Below are 19,571 nucleotides of genomic sequence, written 5' to 3'. Positions count from 1 at the left end.
TCCTTCCGAGCCACCACACGGGCAGAGCCTCATCAGCCACACCCCGACGCCCTGGGCATCCAGGGCACTCGCCCCGAACAACATCAACCTTAGGGCAGTCCCATGAGCACGTACGTTCTGATCCACGGCGGCGGCGACGTCGGCTGGTCCTGGCACCTGGTCGCCGCCGAGCTGAAGGCCCGCGGCCACGAGGTGATCGCCCCGGACCTGCCCGGCGACGACGACACGGCGACGCTCACCGACTACGCCGACGCGGTCGTCGAGGGCGTCGGCGACCGGACCGACGTGGTCGTCGTGGGCCACTCGTTCGGCGGCTTCACCGCCCCGCTGGTCGCCGACCGGCTCGCGGCCGGGCTGCTGGTCCTGGTGGCCGGCATGATCCCCGCCCCCGGCGAACCGCCCGAAGCCTGGAGCCGGAACACCGGCTGCGGCGAGGCCGTGCAGACCCAGGCGGCCCGCGACGAGGGCCGCACCGGCCACGCCGACCCGTACGTCAGCTTCTACCACGACGTCCCGCGCGCCCTCGCCGACGAAGCGCTGAGCAAGGAACGCGCGCACCCCTCCCCTGCCGCGATGCGGGAGCCGTGGCCCCTGGCCGCGTGGCCGGACGTGCCCACCCGGTTCGTGCTGTGCCGCGAGGACCGCTGCTTCCCGCCGGACTTCGTCCGCCGGCTGGCGGCCGAGCGGCTCGGCATCGTGCCCGACGAGATCACCGCCGGTCACTGCGCCGCGCTCAGCCGCCCGGCCGAACTGGCCGCCCTCCTCGAGAGCTTCAGAAGCCGGGGAACACCCGGCGCAGCTCGTCGAGCGTGACCCGGCCCTCGACGGTGACACCCTTGTCGTACGGCGCCTTGAGCCGGCCGTTCACCAGCCGGACGAACGCTTCGGCCGGCCCGTCGAACGTTGCCGTCGGCCCTTCGAGGTGGTCCACCACGGTGACCGCGTCGTCGATCACCAGGCCGGCGCCGGGCACCGCGACGGACACCGGCTCGGCGAGCTCGGCCGGCTTCGCGAGGAAGTTCAGCATGAACCCGACGGGCCCGGCCAGCAGCTCGACGACGACGTCGGCCGAACCGGCGGCCACCCCGGCGGTTTCGTCGAACGCGACGCGCACGTCCCACGAGTGGTTGGCGACCTCGTTGAGCCGCAGTCCCAGCGCGGTCACCAGCGGGACGGGCTCGGGCAGGAAGCCGAGGTCGACGGTCAGCGAGGACCGCTGCTCGGGCGTGAGCGCCTCGACCGTCTCGAGCCAGCGGGCGTTGTGCTCCAGGAACCCTTCGGCCTGCGCGCGCGGGGCGGAGGCGTCCCAGCGGGCCCAGATCGCCTGGTTCTCTTCGGCGGCCACGGTTTCACCGGCGGCTCGCGCGAGGGGCGCGCGGCCGATCTCGGCCCCGCTGCCGAGGTGGGAAAGGGCTTGGGCGACGGTCCATTCGGCGGCCCCGCTGGGGGCGGCCAGCTGCTCATCGGTGAGGCCGCGGACGAGCTCGGCGAGCGTGTCGTGCTCGGAACGGAGGGCGGCGATCGTGCGGTCCACGAGTTGGGTCATGCCACCCACAACTCACGACGGGCCGCAGGTGTTCCGCCGGGCACAGCAGCTCCGGTGACCGGGCCGCGGCGACCACCACTGAGGGCAGGCCACCGGCGTGGTGGACCCCGCGGCGGACCTCGTGATAGAAGTAGAACGTGTTTCACTTCTGACCGCACTGGCCCTGGAGGTGCGCGGATGAGCGTCCCGACGGTGACCGAGCTCCTGCTGGCCCGGGCCGGCGACGAGCGGCCGGGCCTGTGGTTCGAGGACGAAACCTGGTCGTGGGCCGAGCACGTCCGGACGTCCGCGCGCTGGGCGGGCAGCCTCCGCGAAGCGTTGCGCCCCGGCGAGCCACCCCACGTCGGGATCCTGGCCGACAACGTCCCGCAGTTCTCGTTCCTGCTGGGCGCCTGCGCCTTCGCCGGGGCGGTGCTGGTCGGGCTCAACCCCACGCGGCGCGGTGCCGCGCTCGCGCGGGACGTCCGGCTCGCCGACTGCCAGTTCGTGCTCGCCGAAGCCAAGTACCGGCCCCTGCTGGCGGGACTGGACCTCGACGTGCGCGACCTGACGGCCTGGACCCCGGCGGACGACCCGATCGAGCCGGTCCCCGCGACCGCGGACGACCTGCTGATGCTGATCTTCACCTCCGGCACCAGCGGCGACCCGAAGGCCGTGCGCTGCACCCACGGCAAGATCGCCTTCCCCGGCGCCATGCTCGCCGACCGCTTCCGGCTGTCCACATCGGACACCGTCTACGTCACGATGCCGATGTTCCACTCCAACGCCGTCATGGCCGGGTGGGCCGTCGGGCTCGCGGCCGGCGCGGGCATCGCCCTGCGCCGGCGGTTCTCGGCCTCCGGCTTCCTGCCCGACGTGCGGAAGTTCGGCGCGACCTACGCCAGCTACGTCGGCAAGCCACTGTCCTATGTGGTCGCCACACCCCCACGTCCGGACGACGCCGACAACCCGCTGCGGCTCGTCTACGGCAACGAAGGGGCGAGCGCCGACCTGGCCGCGTTCGAGACCCGCTTCGGCTGCAAGGTCGTCGACGCGTTCGGCTCCACCGAGGGCGGGGTGGGGTTCGCCCGCACCGACGACACCCCGCCCGGCTCGCTCGGCAAACCGGCCGGCGACGTCGCGATCCTGCATCCGGACACCGGCCGCCCGTGCCCGCCCGCCGAGTTCGACGCCGACGGCCACCTGGTCAACGCCGCCGACGCCGTCGGCGAGCTGGTCAACACGGCCGGCGCCGGCTGGTTCGCCGGTTACTACCGCGATCCCGCGGCCGACGCCGAACGGCTGCGCGACGGCCGGTTCCACACCGGCGACCTCGCCTACGCCGACGCCGAGGGGTTCTGCTACTTCGCCGGCCGCCTCGGCGACTGGCTGCGCGTCGACGGCGAAAACCTCGGCACGGCCCCGATCGAGCGGATCCTGCTGCGGCACCCGGCGATCACCGACGCCGCCGTCTACGCGGTCCCCGACCCGGTGACCGGCGACCAGGTGATGGCCGCGATCGTCACCGACGGACCGCCCTTGGACCCGGCGGAGTTCGGCCGGTTCCTCGCCGGCCAGGCCGATCTCGGGCCCAAGCAGGTGCCCCGGTACGTGCGCGCGGCCCGGGAACTCCCGCGGACCTCGACGTTCAAGGTCCTCAAGCGGCAGCTGTCCGCCGAGGGTGTGGAGTGCGCCGACGTGCTCTGGGAACGCGACGGGAAGGCCATCGCCTACACCGAAGCGGGGTCACGCCTCCGCGCCACGAAGGCGTGACCCCGGCGCCGGTCAGCCGGCCGTGCAGGCCGCGCCGTTGAGGGTGAACGCGGTGGCCGGGGCCGGGTTCCCGGTGTGGTTGGCCTGGAAGCCGATGGTGATCGACGCCCCGGCGGCGAGGTCGGCGTTGTAGGCGACGTTGGTGGCGCTGACCTGCCCGCTCGACGGCGCGTAGGTGGCGCTCCAGCCGGAGGTGATGGTCTGGCCGGCGGGCAGGGTGAACCCGAGCGACCAGCCGCTGATCGCGGCCGAGCCGGTGTTCGTGATGGTGATGTTCTCGGTCAGGCCGGTGTTCCACGCGTTGACCGTGGTGCCGACCCGGCAGGCGCCGGTGCCCGGCGGCGGGTCGTCGGGCGGCGGCGTGGTGGAACCGAACTGCGAGAAGAACTGCCACACCAACGCCGGCACCCACGTCCGGGAGCCGCTGTCCCCGGTCGCGCCGTCCTGCGGGGCGGCGATGTGCCCCTCGTCGAAGGCCGCCCACTGCACCGGGTACCCGGCCCGGCAGCCCGCGTAGCTCGTCACCCGGTGCGTCAGGCTGCCCTGGGCCGGCTCGGGCGGGTTCTGGGCGGTGCAGCCGTTGTTGGCCACGAACCGGTCCCGCAGCGACCGGCCGCCCGCGATGCCGAGCACGTTGTCCCGCAGCCCGTGCACGCCGAGGTAGGCGATGGGCTGCGTGCCGCCGCTGCACCCGCTGAGCACGCCGCCGGACTGCACGGCCACCGCGCGGAACACCGCCGCCCGGGAACAGGCGAGCGAGTAGCTCATGGCGGCGCCGTAGCTGAAGCCCACGGAGAACAGCTGGGTCGTGTCGACGCAGAGGTCTCCCTCGACCTGCCGGATGATGTCGTCGGTGAAAGTGACGTCCTCGCCGCCGGAGTTCGCCCACCCGTTGTTGAACCCTTGCGGCGCCACGAAGATCGCGCTGTTGTTCGCGAGCCGCTGCAGGCCGTAGTAGGCCCAGGCCCCGGTCTGCACGGTCCGGCCCGTGTCGACGTCGGTGGCCGTGCCGCCCAGCCAGTGGAAGCCGAAGATCAGCCGGTAGGGGTGGGTGCGGTCGTAGCCGTCGGGGATCCGCAGGAGGTAGTTGCGGTTCTTCCCGCTGGTCTGGATCGTCCGGGTGCCGCTGGTCAGCGTCGGCGCCTTCCCGCAGCCGGCGGTGGCGGCGGTGGCGGCGGCCGGCTGCCGGGGCGCACTCGCGGCCACCCCGCCGGTTCCCAGCACGAGCGCCGCGGCGGCCACGGCCACCAGGACCTTCTTGATCATCACGCGACTCCTTCCGGCGGTCAGCAGGCCGATGCTGGAACCGGCGTGACGAAGCTGTCAACCGGCCGCGGAATCGTGCGGGTCAGCGGGCTCCGGCCCGGTGTAACTTTCAGCGGGCGCCCTCAGGGCCGCATCCCGAACGACGGCCGGCCCACCAGTTTCGGCAGCACCGCGTAGGCGTCCGCCACCCAGTCGCACAGCCGGGCGCGCGTCTCCCGCGGGTCGATCACGTCCTCCACCGAAAACCGCTCCGCCGTGCGGAACGGGGAGCGCACCTCGTCCAGCCGCGCCCGGATTTCCGCGATCCGCGCCTCCCGGTCCGGGGCCGCGTCGAGTTCCGCGCGGTAGGCCGCCTCGATGCCGCCCTCCACCGGCAGCGAGCCCCAGTCCCCCGAGGGCCAGGCCCAGCGGCGGACCAGGCGGTGCCGGTTCACCTGGCCCGCTCCGCCCACGCCGAACACCCGGCGGACGATCACCTCCGCCATCGGCACGCGGGCCTGGTACACCGCCGTCACCGCGCGGGCGCCGTGGCGGATCGCGCCCGCCCGCTCCGCCGCCGCGCCGATCACCATGCCCGCCTGGTCGGTCAAGGACACCAGCGGCAGGTGGAACGTCTCGCACAGGTCCACCAGCCGCGTCAGCACGTCGGCACCCTCGGGCGTCAGCGTCGCGCCGCGGTAGGCGTCGGTGGCCAGCACGCCCACCGGGTGACCCGCCAAGCGGGCCAGACCCGCGTACGCCGAGCCGCCCGAAACGGCGTAGTCGAACACCGATCCCTCGTCGAAGACGCCGTCGAGCAGGGGCCGCAGGCGGTACGGGTGACGGCGGTTGCGCGGCACCAGCGACAGCAGCGCCTCGTCGCGGCGGCCGACCGGGTCCACAGTGGACACCACCGGCGGCAGGGAGTCCACTGAGGACGGCAGGTACGACAGGAACTGCTTGGCCACCGCGAACGCGGCCGCCTCGGACGGCACGATCCGGTCCACCGCGCCGCTGCGCCGGTGCACCTCGGCGCCGCCGAGCTCCTCCTTGGTCAGGTCCTCGCCGGTGGCGTGCTGCACCACCGGCGGTCCCGCGACGAACAGCTGACCCGTGCCCTCGACCAGCACGCACAGGTGCGACATCACCGCCCGCGCCGCGCCCAGCCCGGCCACCGGGCCCAGGCACAGCGACACGACCGGGACCGCGGACAGGTTGTCCACCACCACGTCCCAGCCCGGGTTGACCGGGACGTAGCTGAACCCGTGCTGCTCCAGCATCTTGACGCTGCCGCCGCCCCCGGTGCCCTCGATCAGCCGGACCAGCGGCAGTCCCAGCTCGTTGGCCAACCGCTCGGCGTAGACCTGCTTCTCCATGATCGCCGCGTCCGCCGCGCCGCCCCGGATCGTGAAGTCGTCCGCGCCGAGGGCCACCCGGCGGCCGTCGAGGCGGGCCGTCCCGAGCACGAAGTTGGCCGGGGTGAATCCGTCCACTGCGGACCGGGTACCGGCCAGCGCCCCGATCTCGTCGAAGCTGCCCGGGTCGGCCAGTGCCGCGATGCGCTCGCGGACCGTCGAACGCCCGGCGGCGTGCTGGCGGGCCACCTTCTCCGGCCCGCCCATGCGCTCGGCCAGCTCGCGCCGCCGGGCGATCTCGTCGACCTCCGGCTGCCAGTTCACAGCTCTCCGACGGCCTCTTCGACCTTGCGCTGCAGCTTGTTCATCCCGCCGAGCCACCGGTCGGTCTCGGTCGCGCGCGCCGCGTAGTAGCCCGCGACCTCCGGGTGCGGCAGCACCAGGAACCGCAGGTCGTCCATCGCCGCGAACAGCGCGTCCGCCACCTGCTCCGGCTCGATCGCCGAGGCGCCCATCAGCAGCTGCCCCGCCGTGCCGGTGCTCTCCAGCATCGCCGTGCGGACACCCTGCGGGCAGATCGCCTGCACGGTGATGCCGCGGTGGCGGTAGGTCGCCGACAGCCATTCCGCGAAGGCCAGCGCGCCGTGCTTGGTCACCGAGTACGGCGCCGAACCGAGGCTGGTCAGCAGGCCGGCCGCGGACACCGTCGCGATGAAGTGCCCCCGACCGCGTTCCAGCCACGCCGGCAGCAGCAGGTTCGCCGCGCGGACGTGGGACATGACGTTGACGTCCCAGGTGCGCGCCCACACGTCCTCGCCGCTTTCCGCGCCGCCGAAGGGCGCGATGCCCGCGTTCGCGCAGAAGACGTCGATCTCACCGAGCGCCGAGCGCGCGCTGTCGATCAGCTTGGTGACACCGTCGAGGCTCGCGACGTCACCCGCGAACGCCGTCCCGCCGACTTCGGCGGCCACCTCCGCGGCCTTGTCCCCGTCGAGGTCGGCCACCACGACTTCGGCTCCGTCGGCGGCGAAGCGGCGGGCCAGCGCGGCGCCGATACCGCCGCCGCCCCCGGTGACGACGACCCCGGTCACAGGCCACCGCCGAGGGTCACGCCGCCGTCGAGGACCACGGTCTGCCCGGTGATCCAGCCCGCGTCGTCCGACAGCAGGAACGCCACCGCGCCCGCGATGTCCGACGGCACGCCGAGCCGCTTCATCGGGTACGCCGCGGCGACCTCCTCCTCGCGGCCTTCGTAGAGCGCGGTCGCGAACTTCGTCTTGACCACGGCCGGCGCGACGGCGTTGACCCGGATCTTCGGCCCGAGCTCGGCGCCGAGTTCGACGGTCAGCCGGATCAGCGCGGCCTTGCTGACGCCGTACAGGCCGATGCCCGGCGAAGCGCCGAGGCCGGCGACGGAGGCGACGTTGACGACGGCGCCGCCGTGCTCGCCCATCCACGCGTCGCGGGCGCGCTTGGTCCAGGCCAGCGGCGCGAGCACGTTGACGCCGAGGATCTTCGCCGCGGCGGCCGGGTCGATGTCCAGGGTGGGGCCGTAGGCGGGGTTGATGCCGGTGTTGTTGACCAGGTAGTCGAGCCGGCCGAAGGTCTCGATCGTCTTGGCGACCGTCTCGTCCTGGTGGTCGGTGTCGTCGGACTTGCCCGCCACGAACATGGCCACGTCCGGGCCGCCGAGCGAGCTGACGGCCTCTTCGAGGGCGTCGGTCTTGCGCGCGGTGAGGCACACCTTGGCCCCGCGCTCGACGAGCGTCTTCGCGATCCCGAGGCCGATGCCCCGGCTGGCCCCGGTGACGATCGCGACGCGATCCTTGAACGAGTTCACGGGTCTCCTTCGGCTGTGGTGCCCGGCACATACCAAGCAGTCGGTCAGGGGCCATTATGCGCGATGCGGCCGAGGTCTCAAGGCGGACACACGTCACACTGCCCGGCCCGATCATCGCCGCGGCGCCGTCCGCCACCTTCACCACGAGCGTGGTGCTCGGCACGTTCACCGTCAGCTCGCCCGGCTCGCTCAGCTTCACGCACGCGCCGTCGGGGGTGCCGGGAAGGAATGGGTCGGCGACGACCTGCGGACCGGCCGGATCGTGTCGGCCGAGCAGACCCGGCTCGGCGAGCGGCCGGTCAACCACTACGTCCTCGAACTCGACGCCGCGAAAGCGCCGGAACTGTTCCCCGAATTCGCGGAGCCGCCCCCGGACGGCAAGCCGGCCGCCGCCCGCCGACCAGGTCGTCGACCTCGGCGACCTGCTCAAGCAGAGGGGTCGCTGACGCGGAGCACGAGCTTGCCGGTCGTCGCCCCGGATTCGATGCGGCGGTGGGCCGTGACCGCGTCCGCCAGCGGCAGGACCTCGACGTCGACGCGCAGGGTGCCGTCCGCGACGGCCGCCACGGCCCGGCGCAGCGCCCGGCCCGCGGTGTCCGGGGCCACGGCGGAGAACGCGGCGAGGTTGAAGCCCGCCACGGTCTTGTTGGTGAACCACAGTTCGTTGGCCGGGATGCCGACGTCCGCGGCGCCCGAGGCGTTGCCCAGCACCACCAGGCGGCCCATCGGAGCCAGCCGGTCCAGGCTCGCGCGGCGCGCCGGGCCGCCGACCACGTCCACCACGACGTCGAACTCGCCGAGGCCCGCGACCTCGTCGCGCAGGACGACCTCGTCGTAGCCGAACGCCTTCGCGGCGGCGATCTTCGCGGCGCTCCCGACGGTGCCGGCCACCCGGCCGGCCCCGAGCAGGCGGGCCACCTGGCCCAGCTGGCTGCCGACCCCGCCGGCGGCGGCGTGCACGAGCACGCGCTCACCGGGCGCGAGCCGGGCCACCCGCTCCAGCACGAGGAACGCGGTGCTGCTGTTGGACGGCACCGCGGCCGCCGTGGCCAGGTCGGTCCCGAGCAGCGGGGCGACGAGGTCCGCGGAGGTCGTGACGACTTCGGCGTAGCCCCCGCTCGCCACGATCGTCAGCGCGGCGACCGGCTCCCCCACCGCCCGGCCCGTGACGCCTTCGCCGAGCGCGCGGATCCGGCCGGCGACCTCGATGCCGGGGACGAAGGGCAGCGGGACGTCCACGACGCCCTGCCGGTAGAGGACCTCGGCGAAGTTGGCGCCGGCGTAGGCGACGTCGATCGAGACCTCGCCCGGGCCGGGCTCCGGGATCGCCACGGCGTCGAGCCGCAGGACGTCGGCCGGGCCGAACTCGGGGATGGTGACCGCCTGCATGGTGTTCGTCATGCGGCCATCGTGCGGCGGCCGGGCGCACCCGGACAGGCCCGGTCCAGCCTGGGTCCGCCAGGACCAGGTTCAGCGCGGAACCAGCGAGAGGACGGCCGCGACCAGCGCGGGGCCGTCGAGCAGCACCGGGTCGTTGTGATCGGCGCCGGGGACCTCGACCAGCCGGGCCGACGCCGCGGCCGCCACCGCGCGGCTCTGGGCCGGCGGGACGAGCGAGTCGCGGCCGCCCAGGACCACCACCGCCGGGACGCGCAGCCGCGCGGCCTGCTCCTCGACCGGGAAGCGGTCGCGCAGCAGCAGCCGCACCGGCAGGTAGGGGTAGATCTCCGCGCCGACGGCCGCGAGGTCGGTGAACGGCGACCGCAGCAGCAGCCCGGCCGGCGGGTGGTCGAGGGCCAGCTCCGTCACGACGGCGGAGCCGAGGCTTTCGCCGAAGTAGATCAGCCGCCCGGGCGGCACCTGCCGCTCCTCGGTGAGGAACCGGTGGGCGGCGCGGACGTCGAGGGCGAGGCCGTCCTCGCTCGGGTCGCCGGGATTGCCGCCGTAACCACGGTAGTCGAAGAGCAGGACGGCCAGCCCGGCTTGGGCGAGCTTCGCGGCCAGCGGCGCGCGCCCCGCTCGGTTGCCGCCGTTGCCGCCCGCGACCAGCACGGTCGCCGCCGGGTCCCGGCCGGCCGGGCGCAGGTACCAGGCGCCCAGGTCGAGGCCGTCGGCGGTGCGGAGGCGGACCTCTTCGGCGCCCGGCAGCAGGCTCGCGGCGGCGGGTACCGGTGCCGGGTCCGGGACGTAGACCAGGCGCCGCTGGAACGACCAGAGAGCGGTGAGCAGCAGCACGAGGACCACGGCCACGGGGAAGCAACCGCGGCGCGCCCACGTTGTACCCCTCGATGCCTTCACCACTCCGATTCTGCGTCCTCGGCGACTCGCTGGCGGCCGGTGTCGGCAGCAGCCACGAGGACGACACCCTCGGCCGGCGGCTGACCCGCCGCCTGCGCGACGCGGGCCACGAGGTGCGCCTGCGGAACTTCGGCTTGCCCGGAGCCCGCTCGGCCGACCTCGAACGCCAGGTCGGCGTCGCCCTCGGCGAGGGCGTGGACCTGGCGTTGATCGTGATCGGCGCGAACGACCTGGCCGGATTCGTCGCCCCGCCGGTCGGCGCCCGCCAGCTGCACGACGCGGTGGCCCGCCTGGTGCGCGCCGGTGCCCGGGTCATCGTGGTACCGGCGCCGGACCTGGGAATCGTGGCGCGCGTACCGGGCCCGTATCGGCAGCTGGTCTCGGCGGCCAGCGGCCATTACGCGCAGGCGCAGGCGGAGGCGGCGATCCGCGCCGGTGGCGCGGTGGCAACGGCCGGTCCCGAACTCGCGGCTCGCTTCGCGGCGGAGCCGGGGTTGTTTTCCGCCGACCGATTCCACCCATCGTCGGCCGGCTACGCGGCAATCGCCGAAGGCCTGGCCCCCCACCTCCTGGCGGCGGCGCGGGACCTGGCCGCCTGACCGGGTTGGTGGCGCCCGGACGCTCCCCAATCACCACCGGCCTCGCCCGCACCGACCGCCGCGTGCGACCTGGACACCCGAACCGTTCGCGACCCCCGCACACTGCCCCAACACACCACCGGCCTCGTACGCGCCGACCGCCGGCCGGTTTTGCCCGGCTTTAACCGGCGACCGGCAAGATCAGTTCCGCCAGGCGGTCGGAGCGAGGGGCTGGGGGTCCGGAGCTCACCGGCCGGGGGGATCTGCCGGTGGGAGGGTGCCGGTCGCCTGGCAGCCAGGGGGTACTGGGGGAGCTCTTCCCGCGTCCGTCGTGACGCGCGCTGCAGGCTGGGAACCTGCAGCGCCCGCCCCTTCCGCTTCAGGGAGAGAGGGCAGACATGTACCGATCAACCCAGCGCGCCGCCGTCGTCGGCGCGATCGCGGCCAGTGCGCTCGCGCTCGCCGCACCGGCCGCACTGGCCACCGTGCAGGGCGGCACTTCGTCGACGTGCGCGGGCAGTTCCTGCCAGACGAGCGAGGTCTGGTTCCCGGGCGGCACCCTGTCGGTCGACGCCGACGTGCACGGCAGCGGCGGGGCGGAGTGGGCCGTCCTCAACGGCAACGGCACCGTCTGCCGCTCCGGGTTCAGCGCCGTGGACCCGCCGCGGTCCTGGACCTGCAGCGGCGTGCCGGCCCAGTGGCTGTACGGCGTCGTCTCCGGCCCCGCCGGTTCGTCCAACATCGGCCTGCGCTGGTAGCACCCGGCAAGAGAAGGAGAACCACCATGAGGACGCTTCGCTTCTTCACCCGTTCCGTCGCGCGCAGCCTGCGCACTCGTGAGCTGGGCGCCGCCTGGCGCTTCTACTACGAGATCTACTGATGACCACCGCGGCCGGGGTCCCCCAGCCCCGGTCGCGGGGCTTCACCCGGGAGGCCTCCGTGCGCCGAGCCGACGCCGAGCCCGGCACGTTCCCGACCGACCCGCGCGCCGCCCTCGAGGGGTGGGCCGGCGACGGGGTCGCGATCCGCCGGTTCGAGCCGGGCCGGTACCTGGTGTCCGGCGCGGAGCTGGTCCGCACGGCGCTGGCCGGGACCACGACGCCGTTCGAGGCGAAGGCGGCGACGTTCGGGGCCGTCGCCGGGTGGGTGCCCGGCTCCGAACGCAGCCGTCCGGTCAACGCCGCGCTGGCGCGGGAACTGGACCGCGCCTGGGAGGCCGTGCCGGCGGAACGGATCGGCACCGAGCTCCGCCGGTCCGCCGAGGCCGGTGAGACGTGGCCGGGCGCGCTCGCGCCGTGCTACCTGCGGCTCTTCGGCGAACAGCTCTTCCCCGGCCTGCCCACGCGGGCCCGACAGACGTTGCAGGACGCCCTCGCGGCGTCCGACGGGCTCGACCGCACGAGCACGGCCCTGCGGCGGCTCCGGGGCCGTCTCGCGCACAGCCGGGCCGACGCGGCCCTGCACCGCTGGGCCGCCGGCCGCGCGGAGCCCCTGCCCGACGCCCTGCGCACCGCCCTCGGCTCGGCCGACGACGTCGCGCTGGCACTGCACGGCCTGGTCGGCGCGGTCTGCCGGGCCGCGGCGATGGTGTTCGCCTGGACGGTCCTGCTCGACCGAGGCTGGCGACCGGGCACGCCGGCGGGCACGACCCTGCCGCCGGTCTCGGTGACCGAGCCCGCCGCCCACCGCGTCCGCGAAGCACTGCGGCTGTGGCCGGTGGCCTGGCTGCTGTCCCGCAAGGTCACCGCGGCGACGGAGCTGGGCGGCATCCCGCTGGCCCCGGGCGACCGGCTGTACTTGTGCACGTACCTGCTGCACCGCGACCCGGAGGTCTGGGCCGAGCCGGGCGAGTACCACCCGGGCCGCTGGGCGGCGCCGCCGGAGGGCCACAAGGCAAGGTACCTCCCGTACGGCTTCGGCAGCGCGGCCTGCGTCGGCTCCCGGTTCGTGAACCAGGCGACGGCGAAGGTGCTCGAGTCCGCCGATTCGCTTGATGGCTTCGACCTGCGGATCATCGACCCGGAGCCGGTCTTCGGCTCGCTGCTGTCGCCGCCGGTGGTGCAGCCCATCCGACGCGGCTGACCACCCACCCACCCGCCCTCCACTCGAGCCGCCCCCGGGAAGCCCGCTCTCACCCTCCGTGGTGCAGCCCATACGGCCCCACCGGCGGATTCCCGCTACCCTCTCGGCGGGATGACCGGTTCGTCCGGTCAGCGGGGGGTGCGGAAACAGAGTGCTCAGCTTCGGGGTGCTGGGACCGTTGCAGGTCCTGCGGGACGGCGAACCCGTCCCGATCACCGGGCCCAAGGTGCGGGCCCTGCTGGCGGCGTTGCTGATGCGGGCGAACACCACGGTGTCGCTCGAACGGCTCACCGAGCTGCTCTGGGGCGACGACCCGCCGGACACCGCGCGCAAGAGCATCCAGGTGCACGCGCTCCGGCTGCGGCGGGCGCTCGGCGACGGCGTCATCGAAACGCAGCCCACCGGCTACCTGCTGCGCGTCCGGTCCGCGCAGCACGATCTGCTGCGATTCCGCGAGCTCGTCGCCGCCGCGCCGGGCGAGCCGGATCCGGACACCGAACGCGAACTGCTCGCCGCCGCGCTCGATTGCTGGCGTGGGCCCGTGCTCGCCGATGTTCCGGCCGACGTGCTGAACCGGGAAGACGTCGAGCAGGAGCGGCTGCGGGCGCAGGAGCGGTACTTCGAGGTCAGCCTCGAACTGGGCCGGTCCGGCGAGATCACCGACGACCTGGCGCGGGTGACCCGCGAACACCCGTGGCGGGAGGCCTTCTGGGCGCTGTACCTGGAGGCCCTGCACCGCTCGGGCCGCCGCGCCGACGCCCTCGAGGCCTACCGCGAGGTGCACCGGATGCTCACCGACGAGCTCGGCGTCGGGCCCGGCGAGCGGCTGCGGCGCGCCCACCGGGCCGTCCTCGCCGACGAGACCCCCGACGAACCGCCCGCCGCGCAACCGGAGTTCCGGCCGCGGCAGCTGCCCCCGGCCGTCGCCACGCTCGTCGGCCGGGCCGCGCTCATGTCCACTTTGGACGACCTGGTGGGCGGGCCGGCCGGGCCGCACCCGCCGATCGCGCTGCTCGTCGGGCCGGCCGGGGTGGGCAAGACGACCGCCGCCGTGCACTGGGCGCACCGCGCCGCGCGGTACTTCCCGGACGGTCAGCTCTTCGCCGACCTCCAGGGCTACTCGGCGGTCCCGCCGCTCGCGCAGCTGGAGGTGCTGACCCGGTTCGCGCACGCGCTCGGCGTCCGGCCCGGCCAGGTGCCGACCGAGCTCGCCGACGCCGCCGCGCTCTACCGCTCGGTGCTCGCCGACCGGCGGGTGCTGATCGTGCTGGACAACGTGGCCGGGCCGGACCAGGTGCGCGCGCTGCTGCCCGCCAGCCCGGGCTGCGCGGTGCTGATCACCAGCCGGGACCGGCTCTGCGGCCTCGCCGCCACCGTGGACACCCGGCTGGTGGAGCTGGCCGAACTGCCGCCGGACGACTCGCTCGCACTGCTCGCCTCGGTCGTCGGCGAAGAGCGCGTCGCGGCCGAGGAGACCGCCGCGCGCGAGCTGGTGCGGCTGTGCGCCGGGCTGCCGCTGGCCCTGCGGATCGCCGCGGCGAACCTGGCGCTGTGGCCGGACCGGTCGCTGCACGGCTACCTCGCCGAACTGGCCGGCCCCGACCTCGAACAGCTCGGCGTCCGGCGGGCGTTCGACCTGTCCTTCGACGCCGTTTCCGCCGCCGCGGCCCGGTTCTTCCGCCTGCTCGGGCTGGTGCCCGGGGCCGACATCGGGGTGGCGGGCGCGGCGGCACTGGCCGGGGTCGCCGCGCCGCAGGCCCGCCGGTTGCTGTGGGACCTGGCCGCGAGCCACCTCGTGCAGCCTCGCGGTGGCGACCGGTTCGGCCTGCACGACCTGCTCCGCGCGTACGCCGCCGAGCGGGCACGCGAGGACCTCCCGGCGGCCGAGCGGGCAGCCGCCCTCGACCGGCTCTTCGGGTACTACCTGCGAGCCGCGGCCGGCGCGGCGACCGCGCTCTACCCGGACCTGCAACGGCTGCCCGACGCACCCGAAGACGGCGAGGTTGTCGAGCCGCACGACGCGCGCCGGTGGCTGCTGGCCGAGCACGGCAACGTCCTGTCCGCGATCCGCTGGACGTCCGGGCGGGAGCAGGGGCCGTTCGCCTGGCGGGCCGCCGACCTGCTGCGCGGCTTCTTCCACTCGCACCGCCTCGACGCGGAGTGGCAGGCGGCCGCGACCGCCGGGCTGGCCGCCGCGCGCCGGGCCGGGGACGAGCGGGCCGCCGGCGCGATGCGCCACAGCCTCGGGGCGTTGGCCTGGAGCCGCGGGGACTACGAGACGGCGCTGGCGGAACTCGAAGCCGCCCAGGCGTCCTACCGGGCCGCCGGTGCCCGCGAAGGCGCCGACTCGGTGCTGCACGCGCTCGGCGTCGTGCACCTGGACCTCGGCCGGCTCGACCGGGCGATCGAATACTTCACCGCGGCGCTGGCCGGGACGCTGCGCAGCGGCGCGTCGATCCGCGCGGCGAACGGGCTGATCAACCTCGGGGCCGTGCTCATCGAACACGGGCGGCTCACCGAAGGTGTCGAGCACAACGAGCGCGCCCTCGACCTCTGCCGCCGGCTCGGCTCACCGCACGCGGCGGCGATCGCGCTGTGCAACCTCGGGTACGGCTACCGCGTGTCGGGCGACTTGGCCCGCGCCGGGGCCGTGCTGACCGAGGCCCTGGAAGCGTTGCGGGAGCTGGGTTCCCGCGACGACGAGGCGGACGCGCTGGTCCGGCTCGCCGCGGTGCACCGGGTCACCGGCGACCTCGATCGGGCGTGGCCCGCCGCGCGGCTGGCGGTGACGGTGGCGCGCGAGGCGGGCAACCAGCGGTTCGAGGTGGACGCCCTCGGCGCGCTCGGCGACCTCCATCGCCAGGCGGGCGACCCGGCGGCGGCGCTGGCGGAGTACACCGAAGCCCACCGGCTGACGGAGAAGATCGGCTACCTCCGCGGCCGGATCGCCACCTTGCTCGGTCTGTCCACTGTGGACACGGTGGACGCGGCCACGCACGGCGCGGCGGCCTTGCGCGAAGCCGAGGAGGGCGGCTTCCGGCTGCTGGCCGAGCAGGCCCGGACCAGCCTGGCGTGGATCTCGTTCAACGCGGGCTCGCCCGAGGAGGCGGAACGTCTGGCCGCACAGGCGATCGCCGGGTTCCGGGCGAGCGGGCACCGGCTGGGCCAGGCGTACGCCTTCGTCGTGCTCGGCCAGGCCCGCCTGAGCCTGACCGGCCCCGCCGCGGCCCGGGAGTGCTGGCACACGGCCGAGCGAATCCTGGCCACGGCCGGCGAACGCCCGGTACTGGCGGCGGTGCGGGCGCTGCTGGCCCAGTGACCGCCGGCCGCAAACGCCCCCGCGGAGACCGTTAACGCCGCGTGGACAGTTCGGCCGGGTGCAGCTCGTAGAGCGCGTACGCCTTCCGGATCACCGGTTGCGCCACGTTCCGCACCCGCACCCCGCCGGGCGTCACGCCCTGCTCGCACCCGAAGTGCGCGTGCCCGTGCAGCGCCAGGTCCGCGCCCACCTCGTCGATCGGCTCGCACAGCAGGTACGACCCCAGGAACGGGTGGATCTCGGGCGGCTCGCCGTGCAGCGTCCCGGGGATCGGCGCGTAGTGCGTCAGCGCCACGACGACGTCCGTGCCGAGGCTTTGCAACGCTTTGCGCAACGAATCCGCCGAAGCCATCGTGGTCTCGACGAAGTCCTTCATCTCCCGCTCGCCGAACCGGCTGGCGCACTTGCCGGCGAACCCGCCGCCGAAGCCCTTGACGCCCGCGACGCCCAGGGAGCCGTCCGGCAGGTCGTACCGGACCGCGTCGCCTTCCAGCACGTCGACGCCGGTTTCCCGGAGCAGGTTCGAGATCATCTCGCCGGAGTCGCTGTGGTGGTCGTGGTTGCCGAGGACGGCGGCGATCGGCACGCCGAGCCCGGCGAGTTCTTCGGCCACCACGCGGGCTTCCTCGACGGTGCCGTGCCGGGTGAGGTCCCCGGCCAGCAGCAGGACGTCGGCGGTGCCCGCCAGGTGTTCCAGGGCCGGCCGGAGCAGGCCGCGGGAATCTTCGCCCAGGTGCACGTCCCCGACCGCGGCGATCCTCATCGGCCGATCTCCTCCGCGCTCGCCGGTTCGCGGACGTCGGCGACCCGGACGTCGTTGTGCACCAGCTCCCCGGTCAGGTACTCGCCGACGACGGCGTCGACCTCCTCCTTGCGCGCCGGGCAGGTGACTTCGCCGGTCAGGTGCACGTGCTCGCCCCGGACGGTCACGTGCACCCCGAGCTCGGCGGTGCGGGGATCTTCGGCGAGGGCCCGGCTGAGCCGGGCGACGAGGTATTGCGGTGGTTCGGGCACGAGAGCCTCCTTCGGGTCGATCACGGCCAGGTCGCCGAGCAGCGCCAGGAACGCCCGGGCGTACGGGGACGCCGACACCTGCACGGCGACGCCGGTCCAGTCGACCTGCTCGCGCAGGTCGCGGGCGATCCGCAGCAGCGGCGCGAAGTCGCACCGGTGCGCGCTCAGCACGAGCAGCTTGTCCACCAGCAGGTCGGTGCCGGAGACGACCGGCGCCGCGGTGGACCCGATGCGCATCAGCGCCGCGCGGTCGAGCAGCTCGTCGGTCACCGGCCGGTGGTTGGGGCCGTGGATGAGGTCGACGAGGATGTCGCCGTCGTAGACCTTCGTCAGCCAGTCCTCCGGCGGGTGCACGCGGCGCAGGCCGGCGGCGGTGAGCACCTCCGCGGCCCGCTCCGCGTCGCCGGGCTTGAGGAACAGGTCGACGTCGTGGTCCGACGGCGGCCCGCCGCGGGCGTACACGGCCAGCCCGCCCGCCACGGCGAACCGGATGCCGGTGCCGTCGAGCGTGGTCACGACGCGAGTCAGGCTCTGCAGCAGCGCCTCCGCTTCCATGGCGGAGGGTTACCCGCGACCGGCGCGGCCCTAACCGCCGTTCGCGGGCCGCTCCCGGAGCCACGCGCAGGCACCGTCGACCGTGGGGTGCAGCGCGAGCGTGCTGTCCATGCGGGTGACCTGCAGCGAACGCAGCACCGGGCGTCCGTCGGCGACCAGCGCGAACGGCAGGTCCGCGGCCGCCGTCTCGCCGGCCAGTTCGGCGATGACCTGCAGCCCCGCCGAGCCGCAGAAGGTGATCGCGGCCAGGTCCACGATGAGCGCGCCCGGCCGCCCGGCCAGCGCGGCGCGGGCCCGGGCGCGCAGCACCGGCGCGGTGCCGAGGTCCAGGTCGCCGGCCGCCGCGACGACGACGGCCTCGGGGACGGTGCGGACGCGCACCGTGAGCGTGGACGTCCCGTCGTCGGTCACGGGGGCTCCCTTCCGTCGCTGCCGACCCTAGATCGGTTGCATCGTTTTGTCATCGATTTGCCGGGTAACCGGGAGCGGACCAGCCGCCCAGAGGAGAGGACAGCCGGCGATGAGCACCGTGACCGAATCCGTCGACGTCGAGACCGACGTCACCACCGCCTACAACCAGTGGACGCAGTTCGAGTCCTTCCCGCAGTTCATGGAGGGTGTCGACGAGATCCGGCAGCTCGACGACACCCACACGCACTGGAAGATCAGTGTCGGCGGGCAGACCCGCGAGTTCGACGCGACGATCACCGAGCAGCACCCGGACGAGCGCGTCGCCTGGAAGTCCGACTCCGGCCCGACCCACGCGGGGGTCGTGACGTTCCACCGCCTCGACGACCGGCACACCCGGGTCACCGCCCAGCTCGACATCGACCCGGACGGCTTCGTCGAGAACGTCGCCGACAAGCTCGGCATCCTCGACCGCCGAGTGAAGGGCGACCTGGGCCGGTTCAAGACCTTCATCGAGGACCGCGGCGGCCGCGAAACCGGCGCCTGGCGCGGCGACGTGGCCCGCCCCGGGAACTGACCGACCGGCCCGCAGCCGCCCCCGCCGTCACTGGACGACGGGGGCGGTTCGCTGCCGCCGGCGTCCGGTTTATCCCCGGACCACCCGGGTAGCCAGCCGCCCTACCAGGCCGGTGGTCGCCCATCGGCATCCACGGGGGCGCGGAAGTGCCTCTCCCGCAGGAGGTCGAGATGACGCAGGGACCCGGCGGTCAGTCACCGCCGCAACCGGGCGGCGGTTCGCCGTCGATGCCGGAAACCGCTAAGGACGAAGCCCGCGAGGTGGCTTCGACGGCCGCCGACCGGGGCGGCGAAGTCGCGCAAACGGCCGCGGACCAAGCGAAGCACGTCGCCGCGCACGCCCAGAGCGAAGCGCGCGACCTGCTCCGCGAAGGCCGGGAACAGTTGCAGTCGCAGGCCAGGGACGGCCAGCGCAAGGCCGCCGAAAGCCTCCACCAGCTGGCCGGTCAGCTGGAGCGGATGGCGGAGCAGACGGATTCGCCCGGCCTCGCCGGCGACGTCGCGCGCCAGGTGTCGGACCGCACGCGCTCGGTGGCCGACTGGCTCGAGCACCGCGAGCCGGGTGATCTCCTGGACGAGGTCCGCCGCTTCGCCCGCCGCCGCCCGGGCACGTTCCTCGTGGGTGCGGCGGTGGCCGGTGCGCTGGTCGGGCGGCTCACCCGGGGCGTGGTGGCGCAGCAGAAGGAGTCGAACGACCGGACGGACGTCCCGCAGCCGCACGCCGGCCCGGCCGCGACGCCCCCGGTGCCCCAGCAGGGCCTTCCGCAGCCGGGATATGCGGCCCCGGGCGGCTACAACGGACCGCAGCCCGCGGGAGGCCTTCCGCAGCCGACCCACCCGGGCGCGGCGCCCGGCGGGTACACCGCGCCGCAGCCCCCTGAAGGCCTGCCCCAGCCGGGCGCAACCCCCGGCAGCCACGCCGCGCCGCCCGCAGGCGATCTTCCCCAGCCGGGCCGTCCCGGCGGGCCCGGCGCGCCCACGCCGCCGGAAGGCCTGCCCCAGC

The 19,571-nt window shown here is 74.5% G+C and carries 18 protein-coding genes; 8 read left to right on the top strand and 10 right to left on the bottom strand.

The genetic code is table 11. The features are described 5' to 3' along the window. Positions 1 to 102 precede the first annotated feature (102 nt). Positions 103 to 813 (top strand): alpha/beta fold hydrolase, encoded by a 711-nt coding sequence (locus ACWEF6_RS39890; protein WP_449687709.1) that lies wholly within the window; start codon positions 103 to 105, stop codon positions 811 to 813. On the opposite strand, the gene ACWEF6_RS39885 is transcribed toward ACWEF6_RS39890, so the two are convergent. Then, positions 773 to 1,546 (bottom strand): maleylpyruvate isomerase family mycothiol-dependent enzyme, encoded by a 774-nt coding sequence (locus ACWEF6_RS39885; RefSeq protein WP_449687708.1) that lies wholly within the window; start codon positions 1,544 to 1,546, stop codon positions 773 to 775. The genes ACWEF6_RS39890 and ACWEF6_RS39885 overlap by 41 nt on opposite strands. A gap of 177 nt (positions 1,547 to 1,723) precedes the next feature. On the opposite strand from ACWEF6_RS39885, the gene ACWEF6_RS39880 reads away from it, so the two are divergent. Next, the gene (locus tag ACWEF6_RS39880) at positions 1,724 to 3,298 is read left to right on the top strand and encodes a long-chain-fatty-acid--CoA ligase (protein WP_449687707.1); all 1,575 of its coding nucleotides are present in this window, start codon (positions 1,724 to 1,726) and stop codon (positions 3,296 to 3,298) included. A gap of 12 nt (positions 3,299 to 3,310) precedes the next feature. On the opposite strand, the gene ACWEF6_RS39875 is transcribed toward ACWEF6_RS39880, so the two are convergent. The 6 genes from ACWEF6_RS39875 to ACWEF6_RS39850 all read right to left on the bottom strand — a co-directional run bounded on the left by ACWEF6_RS39875 (position 3,311) and on the right by ACWEF6_RS39850 (position 9,988). Beyond that, positions 3,311 to 4,564: a cellulose binding domain-containing protein gene (locus ACWEF6_RS39875; protein WP_449687706.1), complete on the bottom strand. Its 1,254-nt coding sequence runs from the start codon at positions 4,562 to 4,564 to the stop codon at positions 3,311 to 3,313. A 122-nt stretch (positions 4,565 to 4,686) separates the two neighbouring features. Further along, a complete protein-coding gene (locus ACWEF6_RS39870) occupies positions 4,687 to 6,222 on the bottom strand; it encodes an acyl-CoA carboxylase subunit beta (protein ID WP_449687705.1) in 1,536 nt (511 codons plus the stop codon). Next, the gene (locus ACWEF6_RS39865; RefSeq protein WP_449687704.1) at positions 6,219 to 6,989 is read right to left on the bottom strand and encodes an SDR family oxidoreductase; all 771 of its coding nucleotides are present in this window, start codon (positions 6,987 to 6,989) and stop codon (positions 6,219 to 6,221) included. Before ACWEF6_RS39865 ends, ACWEF6_RS39870 begins: the two co-directional genes overlap by 4 nt. Further along, a complete protein-coding gene (locus tag ACWEF6_RS39860; protein ID WP_449687703.1) occupies positions 6,986 to 7,738 on the bottom strand; it encodes an SDR family oxidoreductase in 753 nt (250 codons plus the stop codon). Before ACWEF6_RS39860 ends, ACWEF6_RS39865 begins: the two co-directional genes overlap by 4 nt. A 426-nt stretch (positions 7,739 to 8,164) precedes the next feature. Further along, positions 8,165 to 9,139: a quinone oxidoreductase family protein gene (locus tag ACWEF6_RS39855; RefSeq protein ID WP_449687702.1), complete on the bottom strand. Its 975-nt coding sequence runs from the start codon at positions 9,137 to 9,139 to the stop codon at positions 8,165 to 8,167. 69 nt (positions 9,140 to 9,208) lie between these two features. Further along, positions 9,209 to 9,988, bottom strand: coding sequence for an alpha/beta hydrolase (locus tag ACWEF6_RS39850; RefSeq protein ID WP_449687701.1), 780 nt, complete (start codon positions 9,986 to 9,988; stop codon positions 9,209 to 9,211). Positions 9,989 to 10,026: 38 nt separating this feature from the next. Here ACWEF6_RS39850 and ACWEF6_RS39845 point away from each other — a divergent pair, with 38 nt between their 5' ends. The 4 genes from ACWEF6_RS39845 (at position 10,027) to ACWEF6_RS39830 (ending at position 16,015) form a co-directional block, all read left to right on the top strand. Beyond that, positions 10,027 to 10,635 (top strand): SGNH/GDSL hydrolase family protein, encoded by a 609-nt coding sequence (locus ACWEF6_RS39845; RefSeq protein WP_449687700.1) that lies wholly within the window; start codon positions 10,027 to 10,029, stop codon positions 10,633 to 10,635. 377 nt (positions 10,636 to 11,012) lie between these two features. Next, a complete protein-coding gene (locus ACWEF6_RS39840) occupies positions 11,013 to 11,372 on the top strand; it encodes a hypothetical protein (RefSeq protein ID WP_449687699.1) in 360 nt (119 codons plus the stop codon). 181 nt (positions 11,373 to 11,553) lie between these two features. Then, complete coding sequence (locus tag ACWEF6_RS39835; RefSeq protein ID WP_449687698.1) at positions 11,554 to 12,696, top strand: cytochrome P450; 1,143 nt, start codon at positions 11,554 to 11,556, stop codon at positions 12,694 to 12,696. A gap of 151 nt (positions 12,697 to 12,847) precedes the next feature. Continuing rightward, entirely contained in the window at positions 12,848 to 16,015 is a 3,168-nt protein-coding gene (locus ACWEF6_RS39830; protein ID WP_449687697.1) for a BTAD domain-containing putative transcriptional regulator, read from the top strand. A 31-nt stretch (positions 16,016 to 16,046) separates the two neighbouring features. Here the strand turns inward: ACWEF6_RS39830 and ACWEF6_RS39825 are convergent, their stop codons facing one another. From ACWEF6_RS39825 to ACWEF6_RS39815, 3 genes are read right to left on the bottom strand one after another with little or no spacing between them, the layout of a single operon-like run. Continuing rightward, positions 16,047 to 16,778: a metallophosphoesterase family protein gene (locus ACWEF6_RS39825; protein ID WP_449687696.1), complete on the bottom strand. Its 732-nt coding sequence runs from the start codon at positions 16,776 to 16,778 to the stop codon at positions 16,047 to 16,049. After that, positions 16,775 to 17,584 carry a nucleotidyltransferase family protein gene (locus tag ACWEF6_RS39820; protein ID WP_449687695.1) on the bottom strand — a complete coding sequence of 270 codons (810 nt, stop codon included), beginning with the start codon at positions 17,582 to 17,584 and terminating at the stop codon, positions 16,775 to 16,777. Before ACWEF6_RS39820 ends, ACWEF6_RS39825 begins: the two co-directional genes overlap by 4 nt. Before the next feature lie 30 nt (positions 17,585 to 17,614). After that, positions 17,615 to 17,995 (bottom strand): STAS domain-containing protein, encoded by a 381-nt coding sequence (locus tag ACWEF6_RS39815; RefSeq protein ID WP_449687694.1) that lies wholly within the window; start codon positions 17,993 to 17,995, stop codon positions 17,615 to 17,617. Positions 17,996 to 18,104: 109 nt separating this feature from the next. Between ACWEF6_RS39815 and ACWEF6_RS39810 the strand changes: the two genes are divergently transcribed. After that, positions 18,105 to 18,569, top strand: coding sequence for an SRPBCC family protein (locus ACWEF6_RS39810; RefSeq protein WP_449687693.1), 465 nt, complete (start codon positions 18,105 to 18,107; stop codon positions 18,567 to 18,569). Between the two features lie 170 nt (positions 18,570 to 18,739). Continuing rightward, positions 18,740 to 19,571 (top strand): hypothetical protein (locus tag ACWEF6_RS39805; protein ID WP_449687692.1); only part of this gene is annotated, 832 nt, incomplete at its 3' end.

It is taken from the genome of Amycolatopsis sp. NPDC004772, assembly GCF_053601215.1.
This window is presented reverse-complemented; position numbering and strand designations above follow the sequence as displayed.

Excerpts from the sequence above, each read along its gene's own strand:
- ACWEF6_RS39855 (WP_449687702.1), bottom strand. The coding sequence starts at position 9,139 with ATGACGAACACCATGCAGGCGGTCACCATCCCCGAGTTCGGCCCGGCC.
- ACWEF6_RS39890 (WP_449687709.1), top strand. The coding sequence starts at position 103 with ATGAGCACGTACGTTCTGATCCACGGCGGCGGCGACGTCGGCTGGTCC.
- ACWEF6_RS39840 (WP_449687699.1), top strand. The coding sequence starts at position 11,013 with ATGTACCGATCAACCCAGCGCGCCGCCGTCGTCGGCGCGATCGCGGCC.
- ACWEF6_RS39810 (WP_449687693.1), top strand. The coding sequence starts at position 18,105 with ATGAGCACCGTGACCGAATCCGTCGACGTCGAGACCGACGTCACCACC.
- ACWEF6_RS39880 (WP_449687707.1), top strand. The coding sequence starts at position 1,724 with ATGAGCGTCCCGACGGTGACCGAGCTCCTGCTGGCCCGGGCCGGCGAC.
- ACWEF6_RS39885 (WP_449687708.1), bottom strand. The coding sequence starts at position 1,546 with ATGACCCAACTCGTGGACCGCACGATCGCCGCCCTCCGTTCCGAGCAC.
- ACWEF6_RS39875 (WP_449687706.1), bottom strand. The coding sequence starts at position 4,564 with ATGATCAAGAAGGTCCTGGTGGCCGTGGCCGCCGCGGCGCTCGTGCTG.
- ACWEF6_RS39820 (WP_449687695.1), bottom strand. The coding sequence starts at position 17,584 with ATGGAAGCGGAGGCGCTGCTGCAGAGCCTGACTCGCGTCGTGACCACG.
- ACWEF6_RS39825 (WP_449687696.1), bottom strand. The coding sequence starts at position 16,778 with ATGAGGATCGCCGCGGTCGGGGACGTGCACCTGGGCGAAGATTCCCGC.
- ACWEF6_RS39845 (WP_449687700.1), top strand. The coding sequence starts at position 10,027 with ATGCCTTCACCACTCCGATTCTGCGTCCTCGGCGACTCGCTGGCGGCC.